At 38.2% G+C, this 20,930-nt stretch carries 17 protein-coding genes; 6 read left to right on the plus strand and 11 right to left on the minus strand.

Features of this window, described 5'->3' with window-relative positions:
• Positions 1-22 precede the first annotated feature (22 nt).
• Positions 23-847 (minus strand): prephenate dehydratase, encoded by an 825-nt coding sequence (locus tag B5X76_RS07155; protein ID WP_079642427.1) that lies wholly within the window; start codon positions 845-847, stop codon positions 23-25.
• Between the two features lie 619 nt (positions 848-1,466).
• Between B5X76_RS07155 and B5X76_RS07160 the strand changes: the two genes are divergently transcribed.
• The 3 genes from B5X76_RS07160 to B5X76_RS07170 are packed head-to-tail and all read left to right on the plus strand — an operon-like array spanning position 1,467 to position 3,747.
• Complete coding sequence (locus B5X76_RS07160; protein WP_245800985.1) at positions 1,467-2,279, plus strand: EamA family transporter; 813 nt, start codon at positions 1,467-1,469, stop codon at positions 2,277-2,279.
• Positions 2,276-2,893: a YigZ family protein gene (locus B5X76_RS07165; protein ID WP_079642429.1), complete on the plus strand. Its 618-nt coding sequence runs from the start codon at positions 2,276-2,278 to the stop codon at positions 2,891-2,893. The genes B5X76_RS07160 and B5X76_RS07165 overlap by 4 nt, the downstream gene beginning before the upstream one ends.
• Entirely contained in the window at positions 2,890-3,747 is an 858-nt protein-coding gene (locus B5X76_RS07170) for a nucleoside phosphorylase (RefSeq protein WP_079642430.1), read from the plus strand. Before B5X76_RS07165 ends, B5X76_RS07170 begins: the two co-directional genes overlap by 4 nt.
• A gap of 5 nt (positions 3,748-3,752) precedes the next feature.
• On the opposite strand, the gene rodA is transcribed toward B5X76_RS07170, so the two are convergent.
• From rodA to B5X76_RS07210, 8 genes are all read right to left on the minus strand, one after another.
• Positions 3,753-5,027, minus strand: coding sequence for a rod shape-determining protein RodA (gene rodA / locus B5X76_RS07175; RefSeq protein ID WP_079642431.1), 1,275 nt, complete (start codon positions 5,025-5,027; stop codon positions 3,753-3,755).
• Complete coding sequence (gene mrdA / locus B5X76_RS07180; protein WP_079642432.1) at positions 5,020-6,984, minus strand: penicillin-binding protein 2; 1,965 nt, start codon at positions 6,982-6,984, stop codon at positions 5,020-5,022. Before mrdA ends, rodA begins: the two co-directional genes overlap by 8 nt.
• A 6-nt stretch (positions 6,985-6,990) precedes the next feature.
• Positions 6,991-7,515 (minus strand): rod shape-determining protein MreD, encoded by a 525-nt coding sequence (locus B5X76_RS07185; RefSeq protein WP_079642433.1) that lies wholly within the window; start codon positions 7,513-7,515, stop codon positions 6,991-6,993.
• A complete protein-coding gene (mreC, locus tag B5X76_RS07190) occupies positions 7,508-8,350 on the minus strand; it encodes a rod shape-determining protein MreC (protein ID WP_079642434.1) in 843 nt (280 codons plus the stop codon). Before mreC ends, B5X76_RS07185 begins: the two co-directional genes overlap by 8 nt.
• A 108-nt stretch (positions 8,351-8,458) precedes the next feature.
• On the minus strand, positions 8,459-9,481 hold the full coding sequence (locus tag B5X76_RS07195) for a rod shape-determining protein (RefSeq protein ID WP_079642435.1): 1,023 nt from the start codon (positions 9,479-9,481) through the stop codon (positions 8,459-8,461).
• Between the two features lie 147 nt (positions 9,482-9,628).
• The gene (locus B5X76_RS07200) at positions 9,629-11,305 is read right to left on the minus strand and encodes a M1 family metallopeptidase (protein WP_245800987.1); all 1,677 of its coding nucleotides are present in this window, start codon (positions 11,303-11,305) and stop codon (positions 9,629-9,631) included.
• Positions 11,298-11,741 carry an acyl-CoA thioesterase gene (locus tag B5X76_RS07205; RefSeq protein WP_079642437.1) on the minus strand — a complete coding sequence of 148 codons (444 nt, stop codon included), beginning with the start codon at positions 11,739-11,741 and terminating at the stop codon, positions 11,298-11,300. The genes B5X76_RS07200 and B5X76_RS07205 overlap by 8 nt, the downstream gene beginning before the upstream one ends.
• A gap of 78 nt (positions 11,742-11,819) precedes the next feature.
• Entirely contained in the window at positions 11,820-13,085 is a 1,266-nt protein-coding gene (locus tag B5X76_RS07210) for a DUF819 family protein (RefSeq protein WP_079642438.1), read from the minus strand.
• Positions 13,086-13,342: 257 nt separating this feature from the next.
• On the opposite strand from B5X76_RS07210, the gene B5X76_RS07215 reads away from it, so the two are divergent.
• Positions 13,343-14,614 (plus strand): Gfo/Idh/MocA family protein, encoded by a 1,272-nt coding sequence (locus B5X76_RS07215; protein ID WP_079642439.1) that lies wholly within the window; start codon positions 13,343-13,345, stop codon positions 14,612-14,614.
• Between the two features lie 3 nt (positions 14,615-14,617).
• On the plus strand, positions 14,618-15,694 hold the full coding sequence (locus B5X76_RS07220) for a Gfo/Idh/MocA family protein (protein WP_079642440.1): 1,077 nt from the start codon (positions 14,618-14,620) through the stop codon (positions 15,692-15,694).
• Here the strand turns inward: B5X76_RS07220 and B5X76_RS07225 are convergent, their stop codons facing one another.
• On the minus strand, positions 15,695-17,584 hold the full coding sequence (locus B5X76_RS07225; RefSeq protein WP_079642441.1) for an OmpA family protein: 1,890 nt from the start codon (positions 17,582-17,584) through the stop codon (positions 15,695-15,697).
• A 90-nt stretch (positions 17,585-17,674) separates the two neighbouring features.
• Positions 17,675-18,298: a 7-carboxy-7-deazaguanine synthase QueE gene (locus B5X76_RS07230; protein WP_079642535.1), complete on the minus strand. Its 624-nt coding sequence runs from the start codon at positions 18,296-18,298 to the stop codon at positions 17,675-17,677.
• A gap of 146 nt (positions 18,299-18,444) precedes the next feature.
• Between B5X76_RS07230 and B5X76_RS07235 the strand changes: the two genes are divergently transcribed.
• Entirely contained in the window at positions 18,445-20,877 is a 2,433-nt protein-coding gene (locus B5X76_RS07235; protein WP_176141008.1) for a T9SS type B sorting domain-containing protein, read from the plus strand.
• Positions 20,878-20,930: the final 53 nt, after the last annotated feature.

Below are 20,930 nucleotides of genomic sequence, written 5' to 3' on the forward strand. Positions count from 1 at the left end.
ATTGTTTACTGTGTTGTTCTTGTTATATTTTTTCGTTTTTGATATACTCACCCATAATACTGAAATTGACAGTGTGCTTAAGTACCTTGCGGATAGCTGCATCGTAATCAGCCTGCTTTTTCCATTCGACGTCGACATAAAAATCGTATTCATTGCGACGGCCAACGACAGGCATCGATTGTATCTTGCTTAGATTCACATTTTGTTCGGCAAAACATTGTAATACTGATGCCAATGCACCTACTGCATTACCTGTTTGGAAAGAGAGAGAGGCTTTGTTAGCACCTTTTTGTTCGACTACCTCGTTACTCAAAATCAAGAAGCGTGTTGCGTTTTTCTTGTTTGTCTCTATGCGCTTTTCAAGAATATTAAGGCCGTATATTTTTGCTGCAAATTCGCCTGCGATCGCAGCGGTGTTGGTGAGCTGTTCTTCTTTTATTTTTTTTGCACAACCAGCGGTGTCCAATCCCTCTTTGATAATCCAGTCTGGATGGTCAGAAAGAAATTCGTCACATTGCCTAATTGCGATAGGATGGGATTCTACGTATTGTAAGTCACTCAGTTTCACGCCAGGAAGTGCTAGTAGGTTTTGCTGTATATTAAGATGTACCTCGCCTACAATGTGGAACCTATAATCTCTTAATAAATTGTAATTAGGTAAAATACTTCCAGCAATAGAGTTCTCAATAGCCATAACTACATTGTCGGCTTTTCCTTGCTTGAGCATTTCACAAGTTTGTTTGAATGAGCTACATTCTAACGTTTCGATATCCTGTCCGAAGTATTTAAATGCAGCCTCTTCATGAAAAGAAGCTTTTACGCCCTGAATTGCAATTTTTGTTTTCATATTTAATACTTAAATAAAAAAGGTCCCGGATTCAATCCGGGACCTTTTTATATTTTATTCATGTTATGAACTCTATACATACTAGCCCCGGCTCTTATCGCTAAAATAAAAGAAGTAAAAATAGTTGTATGTAGTTGCTGTATGCATTGTCTCTGTTTTGATAGTCCAAAGGTATGTGATAGAAAATTTATATCCAAATTTTTTTAATTTTTAATTTTTTTAAACACTAAAAATACCTTCTTTTTTAGTGTGTTTTTTGTGTATAATAATGTCTTTTTTTTGTTCTTTATGACGATGGTTGAAAATGCTTAAATCATTGTTTATTTGTTTTTTAAATGAGTTTGTTTATCTATCTGGTGATTTTGGTACGTTTTTTTTGTTGTTTTTTAATCGCTTTTTTAGTTATAAACGTGTTTGTTTTTTGTTTTAATTTTATCATTTTTTTTATTGTTTTTTTTGGTGTATTTTATCTTGTTTTTTAGCCCCAAATAAAATTGGATTAATATTATACTGCGCTGTCAAGCTATAATTCCTCGCTTTTTAGTAGTATTGTAGTCTATTAGTCGTATCGAATATGTTGTATGTTATTTTAAGTGTTTTTTGTAGTGTTAGCGTAGCTGTGATACTAAAATTAGCACGTGGAAAGTCGTTGAATGTACAGCAACTTGTATTATGGAATTATCCAACTACAGTTGTATTGACATATTTTCTTTTGAAACCGTCTTTGACCGATATTCCTTGGCAGAAATTGCCGTATCAATTGTACGTCCCATTGACGGTATTATTGCCCACCCTTTTTATTTTTATAGCTTTGGCTATTAAGTATAGTGGTATTGTGAAGACTGATATTGCACAGCGTATGTCATTGTTTATACCTTTGTTTGCTTCTTTTTTGTTTTTTAATGAACAGGCTAACATAGGAAAGCTAATAGGCTTGGTGATCGGTTTGGTTGCTGTAATTTGTTCTGTGAGCTGGAATAAAGGTGGTGCTGACCAAAAATCAAGTAGTATACTATATCCGTCGATTGTTTTCGTTGGAATGGGAATTATCGATGTTTTGTTTAAACAGGTGGCACAACATAAAGAGTTAGCTTATATTGACTCTATGTTTTTTGTGTTTGTCGGGGCAATGTGCATCGCTTTTGTTATATTGACGTCCCGGTTATGGTTATGGAGAGAGAAAGCGGATTTAAGAAGTATTGTATGGGGGAGTGTTCTAGGGGTATTCAATTTTGCTAATATTTTTTTTTATATGAAAGCCCATCGCGCTATTCCAGAAAATCCATCCATTGTATTTACGACTATGAATGTAGGAGTTATTGTGTTAGGTTCTATAGTTGGAGTGTGGATGTTTAGGGAGAAACTTAGTTTTTTGAATAAGATAGGCCTCGTTTTGGCTATTGTCTCCATATTATTAATTACGTACCTGTGAGTTTATTTGAAGATACATACTTAACGATCGAGCGCCCCTCTGAGGGCATTTTTAGAGATAAAGGTAGTAAGTTCATTGCCTATGCTTATCCATTTAAAAAAGAGAAGGACCTAAAGGAGATTATTGCAACGCTGAAATCACTCCATCCAAAAGCAAGGCATCACTGTTGGGCATATCGTCTAGGCACAGACCGTAGTGTTTTTCGTCTTAATGATGATGGAGAACCTTCTGGCACTGCCGGTAGACCTATTTTAAATGTATTACTATCTAAGGATCTGACTAATATTTTGGTCGTGGTAGTACGTTATTTTGGAGGAACATTGCTTGGTGTCCCCGGCTTGATAAATGCATATAAGATGGCGACTCAGGAAGCATTAGCAGAGGTTGAGATCGTTGAAAAGACGGTCAATGATGTTTATGATCTGTCTTTTGAATATTTGCAAATGAATGATGTGATGCGTTTATTAAAGGAGGAAGAAATTGGTGTTTTGAACCAACAATTTGATAACAAATGTGTTATTACTGTAGAAATTAGAAAAAATCTTGTAAACACGGTGTTGTCAAAATTGGATAAAATTGAGAAGACCAGAGCTAAATATTTGTACACTTTATGATAGCAGATACTGAACTGATTTTGAATGCGGACGGAAGTATATACCATCTCAATATTCTTCCGGATGATTTGGCTGATACGATAATATTTGTTGGTGATCCCGACCGAGTACCTTTGGTCTCAAAATATTTCGATAAAATAGAGATAAAGAAAGGAAAGCGAGAATTTGTGACACATACAGGGCTGTTACGAGGGCAACGTTTGTCGGTGATATCAACCGGTATCGGTACGGATAATATTGATATAGTAATCAACGAAATAGATGCTTTGGTTAATGTAGATTTCTCAACGAAGACACTTAAGGATAAACTGAAAAGTGTAGATATTATACGTATTGGAACCTCTGGTTCCATACAGGGAAATATTCCGATAGGTACTATCTTGGCCAGCGAGTTTGCTATTGGCTTCGATAATTTAATGCAGTTTTACGTTAAAGCATACAGCCCCACGGAAGAAATCCTATCAGATAAGGTGGGGGTTCACTTTGCAAATCTGTCATTTCGTCCTTACATAGGCGCTGCGAGTTCTAAATTATTAGATCAATTCGCCTCAGAACTTGCACTAGGTATTACGATGACAGCTCCGGGATTTTATGGGCCGCAAGGGAGGAGTGTAAGATCACATAATATGTATCCGGATTTGATACATAAGGCAAGCTCTTTCGTAACGGATGATGGTCGGTATATCACTAATCTAGAGATGGAAACGGCTGGAATTTACGCGCTTTCGAACATGTTTGGTCATCATGCACTTTCCATCAATGCAATATTAGCATCACGACTTGACGAAGAATTTTGTCCCAACCCTGCAGAAGTAATTGATAGAGCTATACAATATGTATTAAATCGGATTTGATATTATTAATTGGGAGATAAACCTTTACGAGTAGAATCAAATTTTAACATTATAAAAAGTAAAATTGTAAAACTCCACAGTGAGGATCCTCCGTAACTAACAAATGGCAAGGGGATTCCGATGATAGGAACTAATCCAATGGTCATACTTAGATTGATGAAGAAATGGAAGAATAAAATCGATGCAACGCAGTAGGAGTAAATGCGAGCGAAGGCGGTTCGCTGCCTTTCTGCAATATGTATAATTCGAAACAATAAAAATATGTAAAGAGCTACTACAGTAACAGAGCCTACAAACCCCCATTCTTCACCTATAGTACAAAAAATGAAGTCAGTGCTTTGTTCAGGTACGAAGTTATATTTGGTTTGCGTACCTTGAAGATATCCTTTACCAAAAAGTTGTCCTGATCCGATTGCTATTTGTGATTGATTTAGATTGTAGCCTTGATCTAAGGGATCATGAACTTTACCAAGCAAAATCTCGATTCTGTTTCGTTGGTGTTGTTCCAAAATATTCTCCCAAACAAAATCAACACTCAATACATAAACAGATGAAGCTAAGCATAGTAGAGCGATATTAAGTATATGTTTTTGCTTTGATCTGTAAAAATATGCTAAGATTGTGCAAATTGCAAAGATAATTCCGATCAATATCCATTCGTTTTCAAGTATCAATGCAAATACAAAAAGTACAATCGCTAAGCCGCCTAGCAATAGTAACTTTGTGTTAACATATCCTTCTCTATAGAAGACAAAAATCAAAGAGAAAAAAACGAGAGCGGAACCAGTATCCGGTTGTAATTTTATTAAAATAACAGGTAATAATACTATACTGGCAGCGACAGCAAGCGAGGTCAGATTGGGGGTTTTGTTAGCTTGTGTATTAAGATAGTAGGAGAGTAATAGACAAGTGGCTAGTTTTCCAAACTCAGACGGTTGTAATCGAAAGAAGCCAAGATCAATCCATGATTGATTACCATTTACATTTTTTCCGACAAATAACACCACTATTAGAAGCAACATGACGAGGGCATACACAATAGGCGTGATCGATATAAAAAAACGTTGATCAATGATAAGTATGCTAAAACCGATGATCAGAGCTGTAAATATATATAATGTTTGTTTACCATAATTTGTAGATAAATTGAATATCTCTGGGTGTTGAGGGTTATAAGCAGCAGCGTAGATGTTGAACAAACCTATTAAGCACAGGGCGAGCCACAATACAATAGTAATCCAATCTATTCGACCTAAAAAGCTGTTTTTTGTGCTATTCATATCTTCCTTTTACTTGGCTGTGATGAACTAATAGAGTAGGCTTTTGTTGGATTGGGCCTGCCTTTTTTGTAGTTTTTAAAGTGTCCTTTTTGGCCGATGATGGAACGCTCTTCACCTCGTCGGTCTTAGTTTTTACTTTGGGCAATAAATTAGCGTTCAAAATACGGTCTTGCAAGTATTTGGGCAAGGTGATGGTATCCCTGAGATGTTTTTCTACGAGCATACTAGCTATAGGTCCAGCCCAGGTACCACCGTAACCAGCGTTTTCTACAAAAACTGCTATTGCTATTTTAGGATTAACGCGGGGTGCAAACGCAAAGAATACAGCATGATTTTCACCGTGAGGATTTTGTACGGTCCCTGTTTTTCCGCACATCTCTATTCCGTTGATGCGTACAGAGGCTCCTGTACCGCCAGCATTGACAGCACGACTCATTCCTTCTATAACAGGTTCATAGTGCTGAACATCTACACCAGCCCATATTTTCTCGGTAAATTCTTCTTTAATAATTTTTTTCTCTCCAATCCCTTTAATAAGATGTGGACGATAGTAAAAACCACGGTTAGCAACAATTGCCATAATATTTGCCATTTGGAGTGGTGTGATACCAAGTTCTCCCTGACCGATTGATTGAGATATACTATAGCTGGATCCCCATTTTTCACTGCCAAAACGTTTGGTGTAATAACTGGCCGGATAAACGTTACCTCCTTTTTCTCCAGGCAAATCAATACCTAGCGGATGGCCTAGACCAAATTTATTAAGACCTTCACGCCATAGTTCATATGCTTTGGGACCCGACATACCTCTAGAATCAATCATCCTCGCGTAAACATAACCATAGTATGTATTGCATGAACGTTGTATAGATTTGACTAAGTCTGTAGGGCCATCTACATGGGTACAACGCATGATTCTGCCTGCTCCATATCGATAGCCTCCCGGGCAATTAAATATAGTATGGGGTGTAATAACACCAGCCTGTAAACCTGTGAGTGCAGCGACAACCTTGAAAACAGATCCTGGAGGATAAGAGGCTTGGATAGGTCGATTAAACATTGGTTTATGAGGATCATATAACAGTTTCATGTAGTTATTTCCTCGTTGTCTTCCAACCATTAAATTAGGATTGTAACTTGGGCTGCTCACATATGTTAGTATCTCCCCAGTTGAAGGTTCGATAGCCACAACAGAACCGAGTTTGTTTTTCATCAACTTTTCAGCTAATAGCTGTAAGTCTTTATCCAGAGAAGATATTAGACCGTCTCCAGATACGGCTAAGGTGTCGAATTTTCCGTCTCTAAATGAGCCTTGAGCTCTACCGTGTTTGTCGACCATTTGGTTTCTTATACCGCGTTGGCCCCTTAAAAGCTCTTCATAGGAGCGCTCGACTCCTGAGGCACCAATATAGTCCCCGCGTTTGTAAAAGTTTTTTGAACGCTCAATGTCCTTTTCATTTACTTCTTGAATATAACCCAAAAATTGCGCAGCAATACTATCAGGATATTGACGTACAGTACGGGGTTGTGTTTGAAAACCCCTGAATTTATCTAAATGTTCCTGAAGTACGGCAAAGGTTTCTGCGCTCATCATTCCCTCAAATGTTGAAGCGCGGAAGGGGGAAAACGAACGGGCTTTATTCATCCGGGAGATAAAACCTGCTTTGTCAATTTCAAGTAATCGACACAACAATAATGTATCTATGTCTTTTACCTCACGAGGTATGACTAGTAGGTCATAGACTGGTTCGTTTTGAACAAGTACTTTTCCATTTCTATCCAAAATGACTCCTCTCGCGGGGTATACTACAGTTTTTCGAAGGACATTATTGTTGGCAGACAATAGATAAGAGTCATCTATAATCTGAAGATAGAAGAGTCGTGCTACAATGATCAAGGCTATTGCAATAAATATTCCTTGTATAATGTACTTTCGTTCGAAGAAACTATTGTTCATGTCACTTTAGTTAATCAATCTCGATTTACGATTGTAGGTAATCAAACTGATGATAAGAATGACTACTACAGTGAATAAGCTGCTGAAAAGTATACTCGCTAATGTGTATAGTATATTTTGAAAAGAGAAAACTTCAATTAGAAACAAGGTAAGGTGATGTATAAGCGTACCTAATAATAAATAAGTTGAAAACCACTTAAATCCCATATTGCCCCAACTTGGAGTTTGGAAAGAACCCTGCTCATCGATTTCCAACGTGATTTTGTGAAAAAAGATACGAAACCAAGCCAATGCGATACATGCAGCGGCATGTACTCCCATGCTGTCATAAAATGCATCTACGGTAAGACCTGTTAAAAAAGCTAATAGAAAAAGAAAGAAATTGGATATGCCTGTAGGTAATAATAGTATGATTAGAATGTAAGGAAATAATGCTGCTACATTGTAATATCCAATATTTTTGAATACGGCTACTTGTAATACAATTAGTATCAAGAAGCGGATGATATTGAAAATGATTACTCTAGCCATTATCTTTATTTTGTCTTTCCAATTCCATTTTCTCTATTGCCATTTTATCTTTTACGATATAGACATGATTTAGATTAACGAAGTTTGTTGTCAATAGAACTCTTATGTCTTTGAAGCTCTCACCTGATGTTAAGTCAGTCTGGACGATATGCCCAATCTTTATCCCTTTAGGAAACTTTGTGGAATATCCTGATGTAAAAACAGGTTGCCCTACATAGACCTTTACATGATTGGGAATATCTCGTACCATAGCATAGCGAGGGTCCTTGTTATTGCCCCAAACTAAGGAACCGAATGCTGTACTGCTGCTGTCCAATGTGACAGATATTTTACTGTCTGGGTGCAACAGTGATTTTACGGTGCTAAAATGCGCTGATACATTCAAAACTGTACCGACAACTCCATTCGAGGTAATTACTCCCATGTCTTTTTCTATACCGTCTATAGTACCTTTATCAATAGTTAGATAATTACTTTTTTGGTTGACACTATTGTTTACAACTGATGCGACAAGAAAGTCATAACGCGATTCATCTATACTATCAATAAAGTGTATGGCTTCTGTTGTACTATCGGAAGACATTATATTTTGTAATTGTTGACGTAGGAGTGCGTTTTCTTCTGCGAGCTGTTCATTTGTGGTACGTAACGAGAGGTATTCTTTCCATGAATTTACATTTTCATAAAAAGATCCAATAATCACATTCGAGGAATTTACAAACGAAGAACGTTGGTAATTGTTATTTTGGACGACGAGGAAAATGGAAAAAGTGAAAAAAAGTACAAACCAAAAAAAGGCGTTATATCTTACCAAAAAAAGCCATAGGTTTTTCATGTTTTTCCGTAGAGATTTATTTCGTTGTCTAAAAAATACGCGATATAGAAGAAGCTTAACTTTTCTATATCGCGCAGAAGTAATTATATTTTACCTTATTTATTAACCTTACTGCATCAAAAACTTGAATCGTCCAATATTCTTGAGCGCTATTCCTGTTCCTCTTACAACAGCGCGTAACGGATCTTCAGCAACGTGTATAGGTAATTTTGTTTTGGCTTGTAGTCTTTTGTCTAGACCTCTCAGTAATGCACCACCACCGGTTAAATATATTCCGGTCTGATATATATCCGCAGATAATTCAGGTGGAGTGATTTCTAATGCCTTTAGTATCGCCTCTTCAATTTTTGAAATAGACTTATCTAAACAATGTGCTATTTCAGTATAAGAAACGGTTATTTGTTTTGGAATACCGGTCATTAAGTCACGACCTTGTACTGCGAAATCTTCTGGTGGATCTGTAAGTTCAGGGAGAGCTGCACCAACCTCGATTTTAATTTTTTCGGCTGTTCTGTCGCCAATCATAATATTATGTTGACGACGAATGTATTGTACAATGTCAGAATCAAAGTTGTCTCCACCAACACGAATAGATTGATCACATACAATTCCTGATAGTGCGATAACAGCGATCTCCGTAGTACCGCCACCAATATCAATAATCATATTTCCTACAGGTTCCTCTACATCAATACCAATACCTACTGCAGCCGCCATAGGTTCGTGGATGAGATATACCTCTTTTGCTCCAGCAATCTCTGCTGAATCTCGAACAGCACGTTTCTCCACTTCTGTAATGCCTGATGGGATACATACCACCATGCGTAGTGACGGGAAGAACCATGATTTACCGTTGGTAACTAATTTAACCATTCCTCGGATTAAATGCTCGGCAGCTGTAAAGTCCGCTATAACACCATCTCTTAGAGGTCTAACTGTTTTTATGTTGTCATGGGTTTTGCCTTCCATTTGCATAGCCTGTCTGCCTATCGCAATCACTTTATTCGTCGTCCGATCAAAAGCTACGATCGAAGGCTCGTCCACTACGACTTTGTCATTATGTATTATTAAGGTATTTGCTGTACCCAAGTCAATCGCAACTTCTTGCGTGAACCAATTGAATAACCCCATTTAGTAAGTCCTAATTCTGTTTTTAATTTAATGCAAACCTAATGAAAAAAAATCTATTATAGTAACCGAACTCTACAAAAAAATCAAATAAAATTACAATGATTTTCGGTCACAAACTATCTGTTAGAAACGTTTTAGATCCCCTGATTATTGTATTAAAGTGCCGATATAATAGTTGTATGTATCTATTTCTATATTATCTTTTTGTAAGCCAGGTATCTCTATTTTTGTAAACCTATCCTTAAGTAATATACGGGCCTTTTTCTGGCCTTTTAATCCGATGTGTACTGGCATGTTGAAATCTGGGATATCACTAATCCATCTCCCTAATACGTTTCCGTCTGATCCGATTTGGATTTCCAATGTAGGTATACCTGTGGTTTGAACATATTGAGCAAAGAAGGGACGTAGATTGAAACCGGATTCAGTGCTTACAAAATTAACAATATCATCGTAATCTACTCCCGAATGGTAGAATTTTTCATTAAGACCTCTGAGTATTGATCTCCATTTTTCGTCGTTGTCAATTATTGTACGTATCATATTCTGTATTACGCCTCCTTTCAGATACATATCTCCAGAACCCTCCTTGTTTACATGGTAAGGCCCTTGTAGAGGTCTGTCATTGAGAATGCCTTTACGATTTCCATGAACATAATCTTGACTTGCTTTTTTACCATAGAAGTAGTCAATGAATAATGCTTCGGAGTAATTGGTGAAGCTCTCGTGTATCCACATGTCGCCCAGGTCTTTTGCTGTAATATTGTTGCCAAACCATTCATGGCCCGATTCATGAACAATGATGAAGTCCCATTTTTTACCCCAGCCTGTGTTAGATCCGTCGCTGCCTAGATATCCGTTTTGGTATTTGTTCCCGTAAGCAATTGCACTTTGGTGCTCCATTCCTAAATGAGCTGTTTCAACGAGCTTATATCCATCTTTGTAGAATGGATAAGGGCCAAACCAATGTTCAAATGCTTGTAGGGTTTCTCTCACATTTTTTTGTAGATGTTCTCTTTTATTTTTTTTATTATTCTCTCGCAGGACATAATAATCAAGATCCAAGTTACCATCTTCTCCTTTATAAGTTTCTTTAAAATGGATGTAGTCACCGATATTTAAAGCGACGTTATAGTTGTTTATAGGATTTTCTACTTTCCAATGAAATTTGCGATAGCCGTCTTTGAGATCTTCGGTATGCAGGAGTCTTCCGTTGGAAACGTTGGTTAAATTTTTTGGAACCGAAACAGAAATCAACATACTATCCACTTCGTCGGACTGATGATCTTTATTGGGCCACCATACACTTGCTCCCAATCCTTGACAAGCAGTGGCTATAAAAGGGAGACCATTATTGTCTGTTTTCCAATCAAATCCACCATCCCAAGGGGCACGAGTAGCCTGTAACGGATGTCCGGAATAATACACTGTAAAAGAATCTATTTTTCCTTGTTCAATAGTTTTGGGGAAATCTATAAATACAGCATTATAAGACCTTTCAAATGGTAGGTCTCTCCCTTGATATTTGATTTTGTCAATACTTAAGTTGTCGAACAAATCGAACTGTAGGCGGTTGAACGGATTGATTGCTTGGAATTTGAATAGATTAGAACCGGAAATAAATTTGTTGTCAATATCAACACGAACATCTAGATGGTAATATAAGATGTCGTAACAGGTTCGCAGAGGGGTTAATTGACCGCGTAACGAATCTGCTTTAGAGAATATCTCTTTGGCCTTCATCAGTTGCGCATTATTCTCCTTGGGTATAGTTGTGATTGTAAGGATAAGGAGAACAGAGAATAAATTTAAGGATCTATGCATTGATTTCAGCATAGTTTTCTGATTTTGGAATTTTTTCTAAAATTTCATACCAATCTGAAGGAATATCAGTAAGTTTTCTATCAACCAGGTTCAACCAAGCGCCGTCAACGTTTACTTCGGCTGCTTTTACCTGATTTTCTTTGTACACGATGTGTTGAAAGGAAAAACGTCCGTTGATTTTGTTTAATTTAGTGAGTTGTACGTCCACCTTTATAAATTCATCCAATTTGACTTCTCTAAAATAGATGAGCTCTTCCCGAAAAAGGATAGGTCCGATTTTCTGCTTGGCAAAATCATCTAAAGATAGGCCCATTTTGTTCAACATATTACTTCGCGCTTGCGCACAGAAATCGGCGTAAGCGGAATGTCTAAGATGACGATTTGCATCTATTTGAGACCATAAGACTTGACCTTCGTAAAAGGTTTTATTCTGCATAACGATGAGCTTTTATTAATTACTTCTGTGTTGTTTTGTATTTGATAATTGCAAGATAACTAACAAATGGGAAAAACGCTAGATAGGGGAAGCAATTTGCATAAGTATAGCTGTAAGCCAACCAGCATATGTACCAATGGCATAGCCAAATACAGCTAGTATAACCCCAACTGAAATTAACGATGGGTGAAAAGCTGCGGAAGTTACTGATGCAGAGGCTACTCCGCCAACATTGGCCATGCTTCCAACTGCAAAGTAAAAGAAAGGGACTTTAAAAATCTTGCCCACAATTAATAGGAACAGCGCATGGATACTCATCCAGATTATACCTACAACAAACAAGCCTAGATTGCCAGCTATAGCTGAAATATCCATTTGCATACCTATGGTGATGATAAGCATATACAATAAAACAGAACCGATTTTTGAAGCTCCTGCATGCTCTAAATTTTTGGCTGGAGTAAATGAAAGGATGATCCCAATCACCGTGGCAAATAATATAATCCAGAAAAAAACACTGGTTAAAGAAAACTGTTCCAATTGCGGGTAATTTGTAGATACAAAAGCAGCCACGGGGTCAGCAAGATACGTAGCAAGTCCTGTCCCGCCGAAAGCTAGAGCCAACATGATAATAAAATCTTTTGTCTGCGGAGTGCGCGCATTAGCTTGAGCCTTTATTTCCATTTTTTTCATTAATTGTTCTACATCAGCGGAATCAGCTTTGAAAAACTTATCAAATTTTTTGGCTTTACTTGCACCATATAATAAAAAAGCCATCCACAAATAGGCCACAAATGCATCTACAGCAATTATTGAAGAAAACAACTTGGGCGAAGGTTGTAAGATTTCTTTTAAAGCTACTTGATTTGCACTTCCCCCTATCCAAGATCCTGCTAATGCCCCTAGTCCTCGCCACACTTCGTCAGGACCTATTCCTCCAACGACCTGAGGCGCCACTAGTGATACGATCCATACGGCTAGCGGACCACCTAAAACTATACCTAAGGTTCCTGTAATGAACATTAGTCCAGCACGTTTTCGTAAGGCCCACATTTCTTTCAGATCCAGACTGATGACAAATAAAATAAGACAGGCTGGGAGCAAGTACCTACTGCCGACTGTTGTTAATGGAGAGTTTGCTCCGTCGAAGACATGTAAAGAATTAAGTATCCCGGGTATAAAATAACATAACAGCAATGGCGGGATAACATTATAAAAACCTCTGACATATTTGTTGGACAAGGACGAAGTGTAGAATATTAGTCCAAGAATAGCCATTAATATTCCGAGAATGACGGCAGTGTCTGTGATGAATGGTTCTGTAATGACTGTTTGGTTGTTCATTCTTTAAGTGTTTTTATTTTTGTTATTCAGGCAAGCCAACTCTTCAGGTAGGCAACTATATTTTATACAAATATTGTGTTATTCGAATTCCCCAATTTAGGGGGCTAGTTAGACGACCAGCTAAAGGGTTTTTGAAATTTTTGTGAATTTATGTAATATTTTTGATAAAAACAGTAACGAATTCTTTACTATTATGTGTTTACGTTGGTAATCCATATATATTATTATAACTTTAATTTCCTGTTTAAATAAAAACTATGAATTTGTCTAGACGTCATTTTTTAAAAAGTAGTGGTATGGTACTGGGGAGTATTCCTTTTATTTCATTGGCTAATCCATTTGGGATATCTAATACGATTAAGGTAGGACTGGTCGGATGTGGTGGTCGAGGGACAGGTGCTATAGTACAGTCATTGGTTGCAGACCCTAATGTCGTAGTGACGGCATTGGCGGATACTTTTCAAGACCAAATAGATCAAACACTCCTTATATTAAATAAGAAAGATGCCAAACGCGTTGATGTGCCCAAAGAAAGGCAATTTGTCGGTTTTGAAGGCTACAGAGCTCTGATTGACTCGGGAGTAGATGTTGTGCTATTGTGCAGTCCTCCTAATTTTAGACCCGACCACTTAGAATATGCAGTATCAGCTGGTAAACATGTTTTTTGCGAAAAACCAGTAGCAGTTGATATTCCTGGATTAAAGCGGGTTATGGAGAGTGTGCGTATATCAAAAGAGAAGAAGTTGAACTTAGTTTCTGGGTTTTGTTTTAGATATTCAGAACCTAATCGAGAGATCATGAGACGAGTGCAGGCTGGTGCTGTAGGTGATATTAAATCGGTGACTACATTTCGGTATGGCGGAGAGTTGACATTAAAGGAGCGAAAGAACACCTGGACTGACTTTGAATATCAATTACGGAATTGGTATTATTTTCAACGATATGCATCTGATTTAATTGTTGAACAGTCTATACACAGTGTGGATTATATGAACTGGATTATGGGAAATAAACTTCCCAAGGCGGTGAGTGCAACTGGTGGAAGGCAGAGTCGTCCTTGGGAAGCCGTCGGTAATACATTTGATCATTTTGCTGTCGAATATGACTATGGTGAAGGAGTAAAAGGTATGCATTTTTCGAGGCAGCAGAACGGAACTGAGTCTCGTAATTCTGTGGAAGTAAACGGTACTCAAGGCTTTGTTGATGTTAATATTATGAAAAATTATAATATTCACGGCAACAAGTCTTTTGAATATACCGGGAATATTAATAATATGTATCAAACACAGCACGACGAGCTGATGGCTGCGATATCAAGTGGCGGGACGGTCAATGATGGCGACTTTATGGTCAATTCAACGCTTCTAGCTATTTGGGGCAAAATAGCAGCTTACACAGGGAGACGTATTTCTTACGAACAGATTATGGATTCTAAAGAAGAATTAGGTCCGCATTCGGATGGATACAATTGGTCTATGTCTCCCGATGTTACACCTATTGCACAACCTGGTTTTAAATCTTTCGTTTAAAGGATGGTAGAGCGTATCAAAATATTAGTTGTTGGTTGTGGTAATATGGGAGCTTCACATGCAAAGGCTTACCATGAGATGGATGAATTTGAAATTGTAGGTCTTGTGTCGAGAGGAAGTAGCAAAGATGCTCTCAATGTTATGCTTGGTGCCGACTATCGCTGTTTTGATGATTACAAGACAGCTCTTTCAGTGACTCAGGCAGATGCCGTTTGTATCTCAACTTATCCTGATACCCATGAAGAATACGCTCTTTTAGCGTTTGAGCATGGGGCTCATGTTTTTATCGAGAAACCTCTGGCAGATACTGTTTTGGGCGCAAAACGTGTTGTGGAAGCAGCTGTTCGATCGAATAAAAAACTCGTTGTTGGTTATATTTTAAGACATCATCCGTCCTGGTTGAGATTTGTGGAGGAAGGGAAGAAGATGGGGACTCCATTGGTGTTTCGGATGAATCTGAATCAACAAAGTCAGGGATATATGTGGGACGTACACCGAAACCTGATGAAAAGTTTAAGTCCCATTGTAGATTGTGGGGTGCACTATATTGATGTTATGTGTCAAATGACAGCAGCTGCCCCTGTCTCGGTGTACGCTATTGGAGCTAGGCTGACAGAAGATATCCCTGCTGATAATTACAATTATGGACAGCTTCAGATTCGGTTTGACGACGGTAGTGTCGGTTGGTATGAAGCTGGGTGGGGACCAATGATGAGTCAAACTGCTTTTTTTGTTAAAGATGTGATTGGTCCTAAAGGTTCGGTCTCGATTGTTGCAAAAGAAGCTTCGAAAGACGGTCAATCCGATTCTGTCGAAGCACATACTAAAACTGAATCTATCCGAGTACATTACGCAGATCTGGATGCTGACAATAATTTTGTCAAAGCCGATGAATGGGTCGATCTTACGGACGAACCTGATCACCAAGAACTATGTAATCGTGAACAACGCTTCTTTTTGAATGCTATTTTGAATAATGTTGATTTGACAAAGTCTATGGAAGATGCTGTAAATAGCCTTCAGATAGCATTAGCGTGCGATGAGTCTGCACGTACAGGATATGTCGTACAGCTTTTCTAGCTAGCGTATAATAATTTCAGTACGGCGATTACGTTGCTTTCCTGCTATAGTAGCGTTATCACCGATTGGTTTGGTATCCCCATAACCTGTGCTGACTACTCTAGATGCGGGGATACCCTTCGATAAAAGGTACGTCGAAATTGCTATTGCACGATTTTTGGAGAGCTTTTGGTTGTGTATCTTATCGCCTGTATTATCAGTATGACCCGCTACTTCTATAATGACGTCGGGATTGGTTTGGAGAAATGTTAGTATAAGTTGTAGTTCGGTGGTGGAGCTTTGTAAAGGGATAGAGCTGTCTGTGTCAAAATAAATATTATTTAGCTGCATTATTCCACCCTTTTTAAGCGGACGAAGATAAATATCATCTTTAAATACCTCATCTTTTAAGATAGTGTTCGAAATGTCGTATTGTCTTGACTCAAACATGTAACCTGGTTTGTGTACATGTACCGCGTAGTTAGCACCTATAGGCAGTGTTGCAATAAATTGCCCATCAGTATAGTCAGATTCGTTAAGGTAAACTATTTCACCATTGTGTGTATTTGCTACAGAGATCGTAGCAGATAGAGCATTTCTGTTTTCCGAATCGTAGACAGTTCCCTGTATGTAGGCGACAGGTATCGGTTGTATGTGGCGCGGGATGTCTACGCTGTAAATATCAAGTTGTCCTGTAGAGTCGGCCGAAGACAGATAACCTACGGATCCATTCATAATAATGTGGATAGCGGTCTGGTCGTAATTGTTGTTAATCGGAGCGCCTAAGTTGGTAGGAGGAGTCCACTCTCCTAAACTATCTATTTGAGTTTTGAATAGGTCGAATTGACCAAATCCTGGCCAGCCAGCAGATGCAAAGTACAAGGTTTTGTTGTCCGCATGAATGTAAGGCGAGCGCTCGTCAAATATTGAATTTACTTTGCCACCTAGATTTTGGGGTGTTTGCCATTTGCCGTCTTGAGATAGTTCACTTTTCCATATATCACTTCCTCCGAATCCCCCTTCTCTGTTACTTACGAAGTAAAGCGTTCGGCCATCTGCTGATATGGCGGGTTGTGCTTCCCAGCCTTTTGTGTTGATAGGTGGTCCTAGATTATGAGGTATACTCCATGTTCCATTTTCGTATTTAGACACATAGATGTCGCAACTACCGATACCGTTAGGTCTATTGCATCCTGTAAAAAATAAATACTTACCATCTGGTGATATGCTATGTGCTCCTTCGTTAAAAAAATCGGAATTTATTGATCCGGATAGCTTTTTTGCAATAGACCAAGATTGCTCTTTCATGATGCTCTCAAAGAAGTTCTCTTGATTGTTGGTTTTTCGTGTGAATACAATATGTTTGGCATCAGCTGTCAACTTTGGAAAATATTCATCATCTTGTGTGTTTATGGAGCTTGATAGTTTTTTAACCTGTATAGACTTATCTGATATTTGATTAAGAGCAAATTCACAATCTTGTATGTATTTTTTAACCTTCTCCTTGCTTTTTGGCGATAGATCATTTTTTGCATATGATACTAGATTATCTAAAGCAGATTGATATTCTCCATTTGCAAGTAGGCATTCACCAAGGCCAAAAAATGTCAATTTGGTCAGATTCGGATCTATCTGTAATACCTTTTTGTATAGTGGGATAGCTTGTCGATATTGCTTTTCAGAACGGTATAAATCAGCTAATTGCTGATAAGCTGTGGCGAAGTACGGATCTAGTTGAGTAGCGTATTGAAGCTCCTTAATCGCGTTAGTTTTATCTTGAAGAGTCAAGAGTTTTGTCGCATTTTTATATGCGTTTTGCGCCTTTTTATTCGTCGATTCTTTTTGGGAGAAAGCGAACGTTCCCCAGCAGAATGCGATTAAAAAAAAGAATATTCTGAATAACCATTTCATCTGAAAATTTGTTTTTGTACAGGATGAACAGAAATACCGAGTATCTAAAGTCAGACGTTAAAAATAGGAAACTTTCTTTAAATAAGCGAATTAAGGTATGTTCAAGAATTTGTGGGTTTGTAAAGAAATATCCCAATGCGGATGATCTTTCACGTATTCAATGATTAATGGTGTTATTTCATTTGATTTGGACCACTCCGGTTGAAGGTATAATTTACAATTAGGACCAACCATTTTAGCATGTTCTTCAGCCCATTTAAAATCGCTTTTATTGAAAACAATCACTTTAAGCTCACCCGCAGCCTGTAGTACGTCTTCTTTCGGTCCTTTGAATTTCTTTGGAGACAGACATATCCAGTCCCAGACACCACTTAGTGGGTAGGCCCCAGAAGTTTCAATAAAAGTTTTTATTCCTTCTTCCTTGAGGCGTTGGGTGAGATAGTCTAAATTATAAATAAGTGGTTCGCCACCTGTAATTACCACAGTTTTTGCAGGATGCTTTTTTGCATTTTCTACGATAGTTTCCGCATCGGTAAGAGGGTGTAATTCAGCGTCCCAACTCTCTTTTACATCACACCAATGGCACCCGACATCACAACCTCCTAGGCGAATGAAATAAGCTGCTTTCCCAGTATGAAACCCTTCTCCTTGAATCGTATAGAATTCTTCCATTAATGGAAGTTTTGTGCCGTTTTCGGGGACTTGATGTGACATTATCATGTATTTTATAGCTTGCAAAGGTAATATAAATAAGCCAAGGATAACGCATGTAAAAAGTTTAAATTCCATTGTTGTTATTTTATTACGAAAAGATTATATTTGGTTCAGTCCTTCTGGACACATCTATCTATACTATGAATATGAAATGGAACATGCTCCTGTTGGTGGGCTTGTTTTTTTGGACGAATGTCGTTTTGGGCGAAGGTTCTAGGGACCTATATCCTGAAAATGTCAGAGGAAATAGGGCATTTTTGGTCTCGAAACCTTTGGGAAGAAATGCTTTCGCCAATCAAGCTTCACATTATGCCTATGCTCAAGAAGGGGAGACGATAGCAGTAGCCTCTAGTGCTCAGAATATTGGTATAGGCCGTATTATACTTACGGCTCCAGATGGAAAAAAATATCAGACCAAGTCAAATAATATAGGGAAAATTTCAGAATTCAACGGATCTACACGTGCTGCCGAGCTGGCTGGTCCTCGTGTTGGTTATGTTCCTTTTGAAGTTCCTGTGACAACCGGACAAGATGGTATTTGGCTAGTTGAGTTTACATCTCCCGATGTTGACCCTATTAATGGCAGTTTAATCGAACCTTATAATTTGAGAGCCAATGCAAATTGGAAGCAACACGAAGAAGGCAGTTTGATTGCGGCATGGGATATCTCTATTCGAAATAAGAATAATACGGATTGGGTAGCTGGAAGAGTTTTTGCCACAGTATTACAACTGCATATTTCCAAAGAAAGCTTAGCTTACAGGGATGGCGCTTTTTATGGTCGCAATTATGTTTTGACCGACGACGGTTATATTTATCATGTAGATGGGAATGGGAGTCACGGAATAGATTTTGCTTACTTTGTTAATAGTTCGGGAATTTTGAACGAACAAAATACTCCCTCGTATAAGAGTGCCGACGAAGAAAAAAGTGCAAAATTCCACAATCCTAATAGTGAGGATGAAGGGCTTCATATTACACATAAGATGTTTTACAATCTTCCCGACAATAAAATGCCTAGAGAGAGTCGTGGATGTGTTCCTAGTGGTAGAACCTGGCTCTTTAATTCACAACGATTTGTAGAAGTTAAAGATATTCAGATTGCTCAAGCCATAGATAATTCAAATAAGATAGCCTCGAAGGGAATTTCTATGAGCTTTAACACCAATCGTAATGGACGTTATAAGATTTTGATAAGTTCTAGATCAGAAAAACATTCGTTTGATAAGCGCGAAATAAGTATTGAAGCGAAAGAAGGAGTGAATGTTTTCTTTTGGGACGGATTGGATGGTCAAGGAAAGCCTATGCCGAATGGTAAGGACTACTCAATAGGCGTTTCAGTGTCTTTAGTTGAAGGAGAAATTCATTTTCCTTATTTCGATATGGAGATTAACCCCAATGGAGTTCTTGTGGATCGAATCAACGCGGATGGTAGCAGGCATAGTGACGCAATTATGTTTTGGGACGATTCGGCTGTCACTAGGGGTCAAGATAGCGAGTCTTCCAAACCAAATGTAAATAGAGAGGGCACTCCGAGCCGCATAGACGGCCATAGATGGGGGACGTATTCCTCCAGTAAATTTATAAACAACGGGTCTTCCAATGGAGGTTATGGAGCCTACAGTTATGGTAATGAGCGTGTAATGGATACCTGGACCTATACCGCAAAGTTGCAGGCTGAGGTCGAATTACAGATTAGTTTTGGAGTACCATCTGATATTGAAGGTGGGGGGGCAGCGCTGCCAATAGAAGGGAAAAAGTACGTAGAATTGTATCAAGGAGGAGACGTTGTTTTTGATCTGTTAGGGGGGGATAGTCGCAATGTGTCGTTAAGTAGTTATGCTAGGATAGAGATTCTTGAAGTCCCCTATTACGGAGACTTAACCATAAATGGTAGCACCGTCCTTTACAAGACAAAAGATACCGGTTATGTCGGAAACGACGTGCTTTCTTATAGATTGATAGACGAAAATGGTCTGGAGAGTATGATGGGCAAAGTATATTTTGAAATCAAGATGACCACGCCTCTGGCTAAGGATGATTTTTTTGAAATTGTATACAACACGGTGGATATATCTGACGTGACGAATAATGATTTTGTTGAATATTCCTATTTAAATAAGGAAAGCTTTCGTATTGTAGAACATCCAGTTAATGGAAGGCTGTCTAAAGATGCAGACGGAAAATGGATTTATGAGTCTGTTGATAAGTTTGTTGGCAAAGATCAATTTAGGTATCAGATTATGGACGGCAACGGAAATTGGTCGAATATAGCTACAGTACATGTTTACATAAAGGGGCTGTTTATTCCTAATACAATAACACCCAATGGCGATTTGAAAAATGATACCTTTCACATTGTTGGATTATCCTATTTTGATCATGCGGAGGTGAGCGTTATGGATAGATTCGGTAGGATCGTATTTGCCTCGCCAGACTATAAAAATAATTGGTCGGTTCCCTCCAATTTGACTAGCGGGGTTTACTATTATGTTTTCAAGGGGAATAAGCATGGACAGAAGCCAGTACTTAATAAAGGGTCGCTTATGGTCTTAACTAGCATGAATTTTTCAAAATAATGATTTTTGTTGTTATTTTTTCTTGGTAGTAAATTATAGTACTATATTTGAGT

This window comes from Sphingobacterium nematocida (genome assembly GCF_900168125.1).
Classification (GTDB): domain Bacteria; phylum Bacteroidota; class Bacteroidia; order Sphingobacteriales; family Sphingobacteriaceae; genus Sphingobacterium; species Sphingobacterium nematocida.

Bases quoted from the DNA above. Each gene is read 5' to 3' on its own strand.
- rodA (WP_079642431.1), bottom strand. From the start codon at position 5,027: ATGAATAGCACAAAAAACAGCTTTTTAGGTCGAATAGATTGGATTACT.
- B5X76_RS07210 (WP_079642438.1), bottom strand. From the start codon at position 13,085: ATGAACAACCAAACAGTCATTACAGAACCATTCATCACAGACACTGCC.
- B5X76_RS07230 (WP_079642535.1), bottom strand. From the start codon at position 18,298: ATGTCACATCAAGTCCCCGAAAACGGCACAAAACTTCCATTAATGGAA.
- B5X76_RS07205 (WP_079642437.1), bottom strand. From the start codon at position 11,741: ATGCAGAATAAAACCTTTTACGAAGGTCAAGTCTTATGGTCTCAAATA.
- B5X76_RS07235 (WP_176141008.1), top strand. From the start codon at position 18,445: ATGAAATGGAACATGCTCCTGTTGGTGGGCTTGTTTTTTTGGACGAAT.
- B5X76_RS07170 (WP_079642430.1), top strand. From the start codon at position 2,890: ATGATAGCAGATACTGAACTGATTTTGAATGCGGACGGAAGTATATAC.
- B5X76_RS07195 (WP_079642435.1), bottom strand. From the start codon at position 9,481: ATGGGGTTATTCAATTGGTTCACGCAAGAAGTTGCGATTGACTTGGGT.
- B5X76_RS07220 (WP_079642440.1), top strand. From the start codon at position 14,618: ATGGTAGAGCGTATCAAAATATTAGTTGTTGGTTGTGGTAATATGGGA.
- mrdA (WP_079642432.1), bottom strand. From the start codon at position 6,984: ATGAACAATAGTTTCTTCGAACGAAAGTACATTATACAAGGAATATTT.
- B5X76_RS07200 (WP_245800987.1), bottom strand. From the start codon at position 11,305: ATGCATAGATCCTTAAATTTATTCTCTGTTCTCCTTATCCTTACAATC.
- mreC (WP_079642434.1), bottom strand. From the start codon at position 8,350: ATGAAAAACCTATGGCTTTTTTTGGTAAGATATAACGCCTTTTTTTGG.
- B5X76_RS07155 (WP_079642427.1), bottom strand. From the start codon at position 847: ATGAAAACAAAAATTGCAATTCAGGGCGTAAAAGCTTCTTTTCATGAA.
- B5X76_RS07185 (WP_079642433.1), bottom strand. From the start codon at position 7,515: ATGGCTAGAGTAATCATTTTCAATATCATCCGCTTCTTGATACTAATT.
- B5X76_RS07215 (WP_079642439.1), top strand. From the start codon at position 13,343: ATGAATTTGTCTAGACGTCATTTTTTAAAAAGTAGTGGTATGGTACTG.
- B5X76_RS07225 (WP_079642441.1), bottom strand. From the start codon at position 17,584: ATGAAATGGTTATTCAGAATATTCTTTTTTTTAATCGCATTCTGCTGG.